This window comes from Accumulibacter sp., from assembly GCF_016789985.1.
Lineage (GTDB): Bacteria > Pseudomonadota > Gammaproteobacteria > Burkholderiales > Rhodocyclaceae > Accumulibacter.
Genome location: NZ_JAEUOL010000225.1, coordinates 1 through 11142, shown reverse-complemented (window position 1 = coordinate 11142; position 11142 = coordinate 1). Strand labels below are relative to the sequence as shown.

At 62.1% G+C, this 11142-nt stretch carries 12 protein-coding genes and 1 pseudogene; 2 read left to right on the top strand and 11 right to left on the bottom strand.

The features are described 5' to 3' along the window. From JNK99_RS13005 to JNK99_RS12980, 6 genes and pseudogenes are all read right to left on the bottom strand, one after another. A pseudogene (locus tag JNK99_RS13005) lies at positions 1–486 on the bottom strand (NAD-glutamate dehydrogenase domain-containing protein); the annotation flags it as partial. A gap of 126 nt (positions 487–612) precedes the next feature. Further along, a complete protein-coding gene (locus JNK99_RS13000; RefSeq protein ID WP_291853801.1) occupies positions 613–1341 on the bottom strand; it encodes an amino acid ABC transporter ATP-binding protein in 729 nt (242 codons plus the stop codon). A gap of 34 nt (positions 1342–1375) precedes the next feature. After that, complete coding sequence (gltK, locus tag JNK99_RS12995) at positions 1376–2056, bottom strand: glutamate/aspartate ABC transporter permease GltK (protein ID WP_291853799.1); 681 nt, start codon at positions 2054–2056, stop codon at positions 1376–1378. Between the two features lies 1 nt (position 2057). Then, positions 2058–2798 (bottom strand): amino acid ABC transporter permease, encoded by a 741-nt coding sequence (locus JNK99_RS12990; protein ID WP_291853797.1) that lies wholly within the window; start codon positions 2796–2798, stop codon positions 2058–2060. 70 nt (positions 2799–2868) lie between these two features. Further along, positions 2869–3909, bottom strand: coding sequence for an asparaginase (locus tag JNK99_RS12985; RefSeq protein WP_291853805.1), 1041 nt, complete (start codon positions 3907–3909; stop codon positions 2869–2871). Positions 3910–4002: 93 nt separating this feature from the next. Then, complete coding sequence (locus tag JNK99_RS12980) at positions 4003–4908, bottom strand: glutamate/aspartate ABC transporter substrate-binding protein (protein WP_291853795.1); 906 nt, start codon at positions 4906–4908, stop codon at positions 4003–4005. A gap of 265 nt (positions 4909–5173) precedes the next feature. On the opposite strand from JNK99_RS12980, the gene JNK99_RS12975 reads away from it, so the two are divergent. Next, positions 5174–6946, top strand: coding sequence for a PDZ domain-containing protein (locus tag JNK99_RS12975; RefSeq protein ID WP_291853793.1), 1773 nt, complete (start codon positions 5174–5176; stop codon positions 6944–6946). Between the two features lie 147 nt (positions 6947–7093). Further along, on the top strand, positions 7094–7732 hold the full coding sequence (pdxH, locus tag JNK99_RS12970) for a pyridoxamine 5'-phosphate oxidase (RefSeq protein ID WP_291853791.1): 639 nt from the start codon (positions 7094–7096) through the stop codon (positions 7730–7732). Positions 7733–7807: 75 nt separating this feature from the next. Here the strand turns inward: pdxH and JNK99_RS12965 are convergent, their stop codons facing one another. The 5 genes from JNK99_RS12965 to ubiG form a co-directional block, all read right to left on the bottom strand. Continuing rightward, the gene (locus tag JNK99_RS12965) at positions 7808–8272 is read right to left on the bottom strand and encodes a hypothetical protein (RefSeq protein WP_291853789.1); all 465 of its coding nucleotides are present in this window, start codon (positions 8270–8272) and stop codon (positions 7808–7810) included. A 117-nt stretch (positions 8273–8389) separates the two neighbouring features. Then, positions 8390–9133 carry a tRNA (N6-threonylcarbamoyladenosine(37)-N6)-methyltransferase TrmO gene (tsaA, locus tag JNK99_RS12960; protein WP_291853787.1) on the bottom strand — a complete coding sequence of 248 codons (744 nt, stop codon included), beginning with the start codon at positions 9131–9133 and terminating at the stop codon, positions 8390–8392. Positions 9134–9222: 89 nt separating this feature from the next. After that, the gene (locus JNK99_RS12955; protein WP_291853784.1) at positions 9223–9597 is read right to left on the bottom strand and encodes a CbiX/SirB N-terminal domain-containing protein; all 375 of its coding nucleotides are present in this window, start codon (positions 9595–9597) and stop codon (positions 9223–9225) included. Positions 9598–9635: 38 nt separating this feature from the next. Further along, complete coding sequence (locus JNK99_RS12950) at positions 9636–10292, bottom strand: HAD-IA family hydrolase (protein WP_291853782.1); 657 nt, start codon at positions 10290–10292, stop codon at positions 9636–9638. Continuing rightward, positions 10285–10983, bottom strand: coding sequence for a bifunctional 2-polyprenyl-6-hydroxyphenol methylase/3-demethylubiquinol 3-O-methyltransferase UbiG (gene ubiG / locus JNK99_RS12945; protein WP_291853780.1), 699 nt, complete (start codon positions 10981–10983; stop codon positions 10285–10287). The genes JNK99_RS12950 and ubiG overlap by 8 nt, the downstream gene beginning before the upstream one ends. Positions 10984–11142 lie beyond the last annotated feature (159 nt).

Genomic DNA, 11142 nt, shown 5'->3' with positions numbered 1-11142 from the left:
GCTATCGCCGATGCGGTCGATCTCGAGATGAATCCAGGACTCCGGCTGACTGCCGGGCGCACCGCGCGGGAGGCTGCGCTGCAAGCGGCCAGCGGCATCGCGTTCGGCACCCAGCAAGGGATGCAGCAGACGATGGATGACCAGGCCGTGGCGATAGACGAGCAGGGTGATCGAGTCGACCAGAAAAGGCATGTCGTCGGTGACCACGTCGATCACGGTGTGCGGGGAATGCCAGCCGTGCCGGTCGAAATCCGGGGTGTACAGCGCAATTGCCGGCTGGCGCAGCGGCCGCAACTCACCCAGACGAAAATGCTGGAGGGCTGCTCCGATCAGATCTTCGGGACTCGCTTCGCCTGCCCCGCCGAGTTCGACGTCCACGAAATAGCACGCGAGATACTCCTCGACACGGGCAGACAGGTTCAGGTGGTCGGCGATCTCGCGCAGATTGCGCCGCAGGTTGAGGATCGATTCGCTAACGATTGCCATGCCCTTCTCCTCGAATCGGGTGGATCAAGTACGATCAGGCAACACCTGCAGTGCTGTCGGCTCCAGCGCGGCCCTCGACTCGTTCCGGGTCTGGCGCAGTGGCGCCTCGACCTGGGGCAACCTGGATCAGTGATGCAGGATCTTGGCCAGAAACTGCTGCGCCCGTTCCGAGCGCGCATGTTCGAAGAAGGCTTCCTTGCTGTCGTCTTCGACGATGCGGCCCTGGTCCATGAAAATCACCCGGCTGGCAACCCGCCTGGCAAAACCCATTTCGTGCGTGACACACATCATGGTCATCCCTTCCTGGGCCAGTTCGGTCATCACGTCGAGCACTTCGTTGACCATCTCCGGGTCGAGCGCCGACGTCGGCTCGTCAAAGAGCATGCAGATCGGGTCCATGGCGAGCGCCCTGGCAATCGCCACGCGCTGTTGCTGACCGCCGGAGAGCTGTCCCGGATACTTCTCCGCCTGCGCGCGCAGACCGACCCGATCGAGCAGCTTGTGGCCCTTCTCACGCGCCTGCTCCTGGCTGCGTCCGAGCACCTTGATCTGGGCAATGCACAGGTTGTCGATGATGCTCATGTGCGGGAACAGCTCGAAGTTCTGGAACACCATGCCAACCGTCGAGCGGAGCTTCGAGAGATTGGTCTTCGGGTCGCCAACCGAGACGCCATTGACGATGATCTCGCCGCTCTGAAAAGGCTCCAGTCCATTGACGCACTTGATCAGCGTCGACTTGCCCGAACCCGATGGACCGCAGACAACGATCACCTCGCCTTTGTGCACCTGTGTCGTGCAATCGGTGAGAACCTGGAAAGAACCGTAATGCTTGCTGACCTTGTTCATCGAAATCATCGAAACTCTCCTCGCGGCATTGCCTCAAGCGGCTTCAGGCCGTCTTGAGCCTGTTCTGGTAGTGGCGAACGATGCGTGATGCGGTGAAGCAGAGCACGAAGTACACGGCGCCGGCGAAGAGCAGCAACTCGACCAGCCGGCCATCGCGATCCCCAACCTTGTACGCCGCGCCAAAAAAGTCGGCCAGGGCGGAAACATAGACCAGCGAGGTGTCCTGAAACAGGATGATGCCCTGCGTCAGGAGCAGCGGCACCATGTTGCGAAAGGCCTGCGGCAGCACCACGAGACGCATCGCCTGGCCGTAGGTCATGCCGAGCGCACTGGCCGCCCCCATTTGCCCCTTCGGCACCGACTGGATACCGGCACGGATGATCTCCGAGTAATAAGCCGCCTCGAACAGGGCAAAGCCGGCGATCGCCGAGGCAAGACGCATGTCCGTACCGCGTGGCAATCCCAGGAGGCTTTCGAGCAGGCGCGGAACAATCAGGAAGAACCACAACAACACCATGACCAGCGGTACCGCGCGAAACAGGTTGACATAGCCCGCCGCGAACCATGACAGTGGCTTGACCGGGGACAGGCGCATCAGTGCCAGCAGGGTTCCCCAGATGATCCCGAAGACCACGGCACTGAGCGTGATCTCCAGGGAAATCTTCATTCCATCCCAGAGAAAGGGGAGAGAGTTGGGAATCGAAGACCAGTCGTAGTCATGCATCTCACTTCCCTCCGATGTAGCCGGGAACCCGCACGTACCCTTCGACCCAGCGCATGCCGAACATCACCACGACGTTGATCAGCAGATAGGCGACGGTTACGGCAATGAACGACTCGTAGGGCTGCGCAGTATAGTCGACCAGTTGCCGACCCTGGGCGGCAAGTTCCAGCAGACCAATCGTCGAGCAGACGGCAGAGTTCTTGAAGATGTTGAGGAATTCGGAGGTCAGGGGGGGCACGATCAGTCGCACGGCCATCGGCAACATCACGTGGCGATAGGTCTGCGGCAGGGTGAAACCCATCGCCAGCCCGGCGTTCTTCTGGCCGGGCGGCAGCGAGTTGATCCCCGAGCGCACCTGCTCGGCGACCCGCGCACTGGTGAATAGCGCCAGGCAGACCATCGAGGCGAGAAACTGCTGCAGGATCGGATTGGTCTGTTTGAAGGCATTGCCCAGGTTCTCGGGCAGCAGCTCCGGAATCACGAAATACCAGAGGAAGAGCTGCACGAGCAGCGGAATGTTGCGAAAGACCTCGACATAGGCCGTGGCAATGCCGGACAGCCATTTGTTCGGGACCGTACGCAGCACGCCGACCACCGCGCCCACGGCCAGCGCAATCAACCAGGCCGAAAGCGACAGGGCAATGGTCATCTTGAAGCCGTAGAGCATCCAGCCGAAATACGTCGATTCATCGCCCGTCGCCGTCGGCTGCAGGAAAACGCCCCAGTTCCAGTTGTAAGCCATACGTGCCTCTCCTAGAAACCGGGCAGGGGAGGCCTAACCAGGCCGTCCTGCCCCGGTCGCCGAAAGCGAATCAATACTCCCAGAAAATCCGCTGCAACTCCTTGCTGTCCTGTGTCTTGCTCAACGCCACCAGCGCCAGTATGCGCGCCTTCTGCGGATTGAGGTCATGCGCCACCACCCAGTCATACTTGTCGTCCGGTTGCTCGGCGTTGCGCAGCACGAAACCACCGGCATTGACGTGCGATGAACGGATGATCTGAACGCCCTTGCCGCGGAGTTCCTGCAGACTGGGCACTACCGCATTGCTCACCGAACCATTGCCGGTCCCCGCATGGATGATCGCCTTGGCACCGTTCGCCGCGAAGGCACGGTAGGCGGTATCGTTCGCGTTGCCCGAGCCATAGGCGATTTCAACCGACGGCAGCGTTTCGATCTTGTCGATGTCGAATTCGGAATTGCTGGTGTGCCGCTTCGCGGGTAGACGGAACCAGTAGTTCTTGCCCTCGACGACCATGCCCAGCGGTCCCCAGGGGCTCTTGAAGGCGTCGGTTCTGAGGTTGACCATCTTGGCGACATCGCGACCACTGTTGATTTCATCGTTCATCGTCACCAGCACACCTTTGCCACGCGCATCCTTGCTGGCCGCCACACTTACCGCGTTGTACAGATTCAGCATGCCGTCGGCAGACATGGCAGTCCCCGGCCGCATCGAGCCGACCAGAACGATCGGTTTGTCGGTACGCACCACCAGGTTGAGAAAATAGGCAGTTTCCTCGAGCGTATCTGTACCGTGCGTGATGACCACGCCGTCGATGTCCTTCTGCTTGACCAGATCCGACACGCGCTTGCCCAGCGTGACCAGATTGGCATTAGTAAAGCTTTCCGATGCGATCTGGAAGACCTGTTCGCCGCTCACCTCGGCAACCGTGCCCAGTTGCGGAATCCCGGCGATCAGCTTGTCCACCGGCACCTTGGCGGCCTGGTAGGTGGCACTGTTGGTTACATCGGCACCGGCACCGGCAATCGTCCCACCGGTGGCAAGGATGACGACCTTCGGTTTGTCGGCCGACATTGCGGCACTGGCGACGAAGAAACTCGACACCATTGCCATGACCCATCGTCTTACAGTCTTCTTGAACATGGCTCCTCCTGTGCAGACAAGTTCTACCGCAGGGACCGGCAGGCCCCCGGGATGGAAATCCGCTTACTCGAACGCCTTGTCGTTGGGTGACTTGTACATATTCTGCACAGCGCTGGAAAGCGGGAAGTTGAGGTTCAGGCCTTTCGGCGGGATCGGCTGCAGGAACCACTTGGCATAGATCTTCTCCGCTTCGCCGGAGGTCATGGCCTTGGCCAGGGCGGCGTCGACAACCTTCTTGAAGGCGGGATCATCCTTGCGCAGCATGCAGCCATAGGCTTCGTACGACTGCGGTGTACCGACCACCACCCAGTCGCTGGCGCGTTTGGCCTTGGCCATCTCGCCATAGAGCAGTGCGTCGTCCATCATGAAGGCAACCGCACGGCCGGTTTCCAGCGTCAGAAAGGACTCGCCGTGATCCTTGGCACTGATCACGTTCATCTTCATCTGCTTGTCTTCGTTCATCTTGCGCAACAGACGTTCGGAGGTGGTACCGGCGGTCGTCACGACATTCTTGCCGGCCAGATCCGGAAAGTCCTGAATGCCGGAATTGGTCTTGGTCATCAGTCGGGTGCCGATGATGAAGATGCTGTTCGAAAAGCTGACCTGCTTCTGGCGTTCGGTGTTGTTGGTCGTCGAACCGCATTCGAGGTCCACCGAGCCATTCTGCACCAAGGTGATGCGATTGGCCGAAGTGACCGGCAACAGCTTGACGTCGAGCTTGGCCAGCTTGAGATCGGCCTTGATGGCATCGACCACCTTGAGCATCAGTTCGTGCGAATAGCCGATGACCTGCTGCTTGTCGTCATAATACGAAAACGGAATCGACGACTCGCGATGCCCGAGCGAAATCGATCCGGTTTCCTTGATCTTTTTCAGGGTCCCGGCAAGTTCCTGCGCCACGGCCGGCGTGGACAGCAGGGTGGTGGCGAAGGCTGCGACGAGCGCAGAGCGCCCGAAAAATGTGAACATTTTGTCTCCTTCCTCTCGTCAACGGATGAATGGGTGTCGAGAAATCCCGAACGCTGCGATTGTGGCATGACTTGGGTCACGCGCAAAGCAATGATCAAGTCATGAAACCGCGGTCGATCGCGTGCACACACCGTGCCGTACGACGCCCCGAACAGTCAACAGCAAAAGTCGATCCCGCCGTTGCGCTGCTCAACACTATGCCATAGGACCGCCGACAAGCCGTACAATTCCGGTCAATCCACCCAGCAAGACAGAAAACCATCCGATGCAGGCTGTCCCGATCCACTACAGCATTCGCCCGAGCAATCCTGCGGCACACCTGCTGGAAGTGCGCTGTACGCTGCGCACAGCGGCTGTCGATGGCCAGCGTTTCGCCCTGCCTGCCTGGATCCCGGGCAGTTACCTGATTCGTGATTTTGCGCGCCATATCCTGGCGATCCGCGCCGAGGCGGCCGGTGAGCCGGTGCGGCTGGAGAAACTCGACAAACACACCTGGCAGGCAGCCGCCATCGCCCAGGGTCAGGCGCTCAGCGTGATCTGCGAGGTCTACGCCTGGGACCTCTCGGTGCGCGGTGCGCACGTGGACCAGACACATGCCTTCTTCAACGGCAGCAACGTTTTTCTGCGCGCCCTCGGTCAGGAGCAACTACCATGTCTCGTCGACATCCAGCGACCGCAAGGCAGCCACTTCGCCGGGTGGCGTGTCGCCACTGCCCTTTCCCCTGCACTTGGCGAAACAGGAGCTGCCGAGCATCACGGCTTTGGGCTCTACCGGGCGGCCAGCTACGAGGAGCTGATCGATCATCCGGTCGAAATGGGAAATTTCAGCCTTACCGGCTTCTCTGCCTGCGGTGTGCCGCATGAGATCGCCATCAGCGGAAGGCACGACTGTGATATGCAGCGCCTGAGCGCAGACCTGCAGCGCGTCTGTGAATGGCAGATCGCGTTTTTCGGGGAGCCCGCACCCATGCCCTACTACCTTTTTCTGGTCAGCGCTGTCGGCGATGCGTATGGCGGACTCGAGCACCGCGCGTCAACCGCCTTGCTCTGCGCGCGCGACGACCTGCCGTGTTCGGGCATGCGCGGCATGCCCGAGCGCTACCGCGGTTTTCTCGGTCTGTGCAGCCACGAGTACTTCCACACCTGGAACGTGAAGCGCATCAAGCCAACGGCTTTCGCCACCTACAATCTCGACGCCGAGAACTACACCACCCTGCTCTGGGCGTTCGAGGGTTTCACCTCCTACTACGATGATCTGACCCTCCTGCGCTGCGGGCTGATCAAGCTGAAGGACTGGCTGGCACTGATCGCCAGGACCATTGACCGGGTCCAGCGAGACCCCGGAAGGCTGCGGCAGACCCTCGCCGAATCAAGCTTCGATGCCTGGACCAAATACTACCGGCCGGACGAGAATACGCCCAATGCTGTGGTCAGCTACTACGCCAAGGGAGCACTGGTTGCCCTGGCGCTGGACCTCACGCTGCGCTCCGAGACTGTCGGCCGGGTTTCGCTCGATGACGTGATGCGTGCGCTCTGGCTACGGCACGACAAGTGCGTCGGCGTAGGCGATGACGACATCCGGCTGCTGGCGGAAGACCTTTCCGGGCTCGACCTGCGGCAATTCTTTGCCGATGCAGTACACGGAACGGCCGATCTTGAACTCGGTCGATTGCTGCAACCCTTCGGCATCCGCCTGAAATCATCGACCAGTTCGCGCACCCCCTCGCTCGGCGCCAAGACCAGCAAGGAAGGTAACGAAGTTCGCCTGGCGACTGTCTACCGGGACAGCCCGGCGCAGGCGGCCGGCTTGGCGGCTGGCGACCTGCTGCTGGCGATCGGCGGCCTGCGCGTCACGCCAGACACGCTGGAGCGTCTCCTGAGTCGCCACAAACCCGGGGACACGGTCAGAATGCATGTCTTTCGGCGCGACGAACTGATGGAAGTCTCCGTCCGGCTTGAAGCACCGCTGCGTGACCATCACCAGCTGCAAGCGGCGGAGAAGACCAATGCGCTGCGACAGGACTGGCTGCATGCCTAGAAGCCAATCCAGGCGGAACGCAGCCCCCGCCAAGTGCACCGTTCGGGGGATCCCGCGCATGGCTGGTCGCACCGGGTCGGCGCGACCGGTTGCGAGTCCGGACCTTGACTCAAGAGACTCCCGCCCACCTTTATCACCGGCCTCGTCATGACCAATATAGCCACCCTGCGCAAGAGCTACGAACGCGCCGAACTGAGTGAAGAGGCGTCGCACGCCGACCCGCTCGAACAGTTCGCGCAATGGCTCAATGAAGCGATCAGCGCCCGTTTGCCCGAGCCAAACGCCATGACCCTGGCGACGGTGGACAGCAACCAGCGGCCGTCGACACGGGTCGTTCTGATCAAGGCTTTCGACGAGAAAGGCGTCACCTGGTTCACCAATTACGACAGCCGCAAAGGCCGTGAACTGGCCACCAACCCCTGGGCGGCCTTGCAGTTCCACTGGGTCGAACTGGAACGGGTGGTACGCATCGAGGGTCGCGTAGACAAGGTCAGTGTGGCAGAAAGTGACGCCTATTTCGCCACACGCCCGCTGGATTCGCGCATCGGGGCCTGGGCCAGCCCGCAGAGCCAGGTCATTTCCAGTCGCAGCGTACTGCTCGCCAACGCCGCACACTATGGCGCGCGTTTCCTGCTGCACCCGCCACGGCCACCGCACTGGGGCGGTTACCGCCTGCAACCCGATAGCTGGGAATTCTGGCAGGGCCGCAAAAGCCGCCTGCACGACCGCCTGCGCTATCGGCTGGACGCCAACCACCAATGGATTCGTGAACGTCTGGCACCCTGAACTGACAGCTTGGCGGCCCCGGCAGGCCAGCGTACAAGCAGCTTGCTCCGCCATGGCCCGCCTGACGCAAGATGCCTAGTCGTTGACCGGCGCCACCTTCTCCCAAGGGCCGGGGCACTGCATGACTGCCGGGTAGTAGCCGCCATTCTGCCGGCAGAAATACCAGTAGCCGGGTTCCAGCGATTCCCCGCTGCCCGGCACCGCGGCGTCGCCGGCAGCGCCTTTCTCGACATAGACGACCGGCGGTGGCACCGCAATCACTGGCGGATAGACCACCGGTGGCGGGTAATAAACGGGGGGTCCCCACGGCCAGCCCCAACCCAAAGGTGCGCCGTAATAAACGCCGACGCCTGGACCATACGATCGCCATCCGGGGCCGTAATACCCGCCACGCGGCCCATAATATCCGCCCCTTGGCCCGTAAGCACCGCCGACGACCACGGCCCCTGAAACCGTAGCCGAACCATGCCCGCGCCCATCCGCCAGTCCGGCGGTCGGCACGATGAGCAACAGGAGCAATGCTCCGATCGACTTGTTCATGGAATGCTCTCCACTCTGATGACTTGCCAGCGCAACGACGCGCGTTCCCTACCGCGGCGGCCGGAGCGTCGACCATGCACTCGGCAAGACCAGCACGAATGCCCCAATAATCCACTTTTAACGCAGCAAGCCCGGCCAGGCCGACACGCAAGGGACCTGATGCCCATTTTTCCGCCCGGCGATCTGCTCGACGATCGCTTGCCCCCCGATACAGCGCCATCTGATCTCCAGGTCGTAGAGACGGAAACCATAGCACCGCCGCTCGTCACTTGCGTACGCGGGACGCGGGTCCTGTGCCAGCACTTCGCGAATCAGGGCAGCCAGGTCCGGCCAGCGGGACTCGTGCCGGTGCAATTGAGTCTGCGCCAGGGGGCTGAAGTCGACGGCAAGTTGCGGGGGCGGACCGTCGACGAAGCCGCTGCGCGCAGCCGGCTCGCTCTCGACGAATGGAAGGTAGGGTTTGATGTCGAGAATCGGCGTGCCGTCCAGCAGATCCACTCCGCCAAAGGTCAGCAAGACACCGACGCTGGTGTCTATGGCGAGCAACTCGACCAGCGACAGCCCCAGCAGGTTTGGGCGAAACGGACTGCGGCTGGCAAACACACCGACCCGCTGGTTGCCACCCAGCCGCGGCGGACGAACGGTGGGACTCCAGCTCCCGGCGCTGCGATGGAAGACAAAACTGAGCCAGACATGCGAAAAGGCCTCCAGCCCGCGCACCGCTTCCGCCCGGTCGTACGGTCGCAGCAGACGCAACTGGCCATGCGCGTGGGGTGCCAGGCGCGGCTGGCGAGGAATGCCGAAGCGGTCGTGAAACGGCGTTGCCAGATAGCCGATCGGCGAGCAGCGGAAATCAGGCACCGACCACCCGTTCGACAAGGCGGGCAATCCGCCGGCAGAGCACGACGACGGGCGGTACATCGACGCCCTTAGGCAGCGCGATACTCCACCTAGACTGCAGCCAGCAGCAGCGCATGTCCAGCCATCGCCTGCACGACGGAGTCCACCTCGCCAATCGCATCGGCGAGTTCAAAATGCATCGCGGGATACTGCTGCCGCAGTTCGTCGATGAGGAGCGGCACATCCCGCTTGAGATGCCCGGCCCGGGCAACGAAGATCGGCAGCACGACGACCCGCTCGGCACCGTCGGCCAGTAACGACTCGGCACAGGTACGCAAGTCGGGCTGCATGAACTCGAGAAAAGCGAGTTCGACGCGCAGTCCGGGGGCCTGCTCGCGCACCACCGCACGGACGCGGCGCATCGGTGCGGCCCACTCCGGATCGCGAGCACCATGAGCAAAGAGGATCAGCGCGGTTGATGACATCGGTGCAGTCTAGCGCAGCATGGAGCAGTCGGCATCAATCAGGCGATACCTGCCACGCTCGCGATCTCGCGCGCATGGTCGACCAGATGGTCGGCACCCCAGGTTTCGATCGGGTCGCCATCTCCCAGATAACCGTAGCGCACCGCGACAGTGACCATTCCCACGGCACGACCAGCCTGAATGTCTCGCGGGTCGTCGCCGATGTACAGACAGTGCGCCGCTTGCCTGGCGATCAAGCGGCAGGCCAGCCGCATCGGCTGCGGTGCCGGCTTGGCTCGCCGGGCCGAATCGCCACTCACCACGCAGGCAGCACGCTTGGCATAACCCAGGCGACTCAGGAGCGGCAGTGTAAAGCGTTGTGCCTTGTTGGTAACGATCCCCCAAGGCGCCCCATGTTGCTCGCAACGAGCCAGAATTTCATCGATTCCCGGGAATACGGTCGTCTCGACACAGATGTCCTGACTGTAATAGTCGAGGAAACGCTCATGAAACTCGGCATACAGCGGTTGGCCGGGCCACATGTCGAGGCCCGCCTTGAGCATGCCGCGCACGCCGTGCGAAGTGTATGGTCGCAGATGGGCAGGAGGAACAGGCGCCAGTCCAAGATCGGAGCGCAGGCGGTTGAGGGCCGCAGCCAGATCGGGAGCCGTATCGGCAAAAGTCCCGTCGAGATCGAACAGGACTGCCTCAAACATTGCGCACCATGCGCACCAGATAATTGACGTCGGTGTCATGCCCCATGGCATAGCGTCCGGTCAACGGATTGTAGGTCAGCCCGCGCACTTCCAGTGCCTCGAGACCAGCCTCGCGTGCCCAGCGCAGCAGTTCCGACGGCCGGATGAAGCGCGCGTACTCGTGGGTACCCCGGGGCAGCATCCGCAACAGGTATTCGGCGCCGATGACCGCCAGCAGATAGGCCTTCGCATTGCGGTTGATGGTCGAAAAGAACACATGCCCCCCCGGCTTGACCAGGGAGGCACAGGCGGCGATGGTGCTGGCTGGGTCAGGAACATGCTCGAGCATCTCCATGCAGGTGACCACATCGTAGCTGCCGCCTTCCTCGCGGGCCAGTGCCTCAGCCGAGATCTTGCGGTAATCGACCGATCTCCCGCTTTCCAGCAGGTGCAGGCGGGCAACACTCAGGGCCTTGTCCGAAAGATCGATCCCGGTCACTGTCGCACCTCGCTGGGACATCGCTTCGGAAAGCAGGCCACCGCCACAGCCGACATCCAGAACTTTCTTGCCAGTCAGTACGCACCGTGCGTCGATCCAATCGAGGCGCAAGGGATTGATCTCATGCAACGGCTTGAAGTCACTGCCCGGGTCCCACCAGCGGTGGGCCAGTTGGCTGAACTTGTCGAGTTCCTTTTGATCGGCGTTAGTCATGGTGCCTACGCAATTCCCTTCTTTCCCGCAACCAAAACTGGGCACCGTGTACTTCGCCCGCGACGCCGACGCCGGCGACGCGCCGATCGCCGTGAAGGTCCTCGACCGCCCGGGCGACGGCTCGTCGTCGACCAGCGGCGAGTCGACCGCCGACGGCAC

What these genes read in the sequence shown, in the direction of transcription:
- pdxH (WP_291853791.1), top strand. Translation starts at nt 7,094, where the DNA reads ATGACCAATATAGCCACCCTGCGCAAGAGCTACGAACGCGCCGAACTG.
- JNK99_RS12965 (WP_291853789.1), bottom strand. Translation starts at nt 8,272, where the DNA reads ATGAACAAGTCGATCGGAGCATTGCTCCTGTTGCTCATCGTGCCGACC.
- JNK99_RS12950 (WP_291853782.1), bottom strand. Translation starts at nt 10,292, where the DNA reads ATGTTTGAGGCAGTCCTGTTCGATCTCGACGGGACTTTTGCCGATACG.
- JNK99_RS12985 (WP_291853805.1), bottom strand. Translation starts at nt 3,909, where the DNA reads ATGGCAATGGTGTCGAGTTTCTTCGTCGCCAGTGCCGCAATGTCGGCC.
- JNK99_RS12980 (WP_291853795.1), bottom strand. Translation starts at nt 4,908, where the DNA reads ATGTTCACATTTTTCGGGCGCTCTGCGCTCGTCGCAGCCTTCGCCACC.
- JNK99_RS12990 (WP_291853797.1), bottom strand. Translation starts at nt 2,798, where the DNA reads ATGGCTTACAACTGGAACTGGGGCGTTTTCCTGCAGCCGACGGCGACG.
- ubiG (WP_291853780.1), bottom strand. Translation starts at nt 10,983, where the DNA reads ATGACTAACGCCGATCAAAAGGAACTCGACAAGTTCAGCCAACTGGCC.
- JNK99_RS13000 (WP_291853801.1), bottom strand. Translation starts at nt 1,341, where the DNA reads ATGATTTCGATGAACAAGGTCAGCAAGCATTACGGTTCTTTCCAGGTT.
- JNK99_RS12955 (WP_291853784.1), bottom strand. Translation starts at nt 9,597, where the DNA reads ATGTCATCAACCGCGCTGATCCTCTTTGCTCATGGTGCTCGCGATCCG.
- gltK (WP_291853799.1), bottom strand. Translation starts at nt 2,056, where the DNA reads ATGCATGACTACGACTGGTCTTCGATTCCCAACTCTCTCCCCTTTCTC.
- JNK99_RS12975 (WP_291853793.1), top strand. Translation starts at nt 5,174, where the DNA reads ATGCAGGCTGTCCCGATCCACTACAGCATTCGCCCGAGCAATCCTGCG.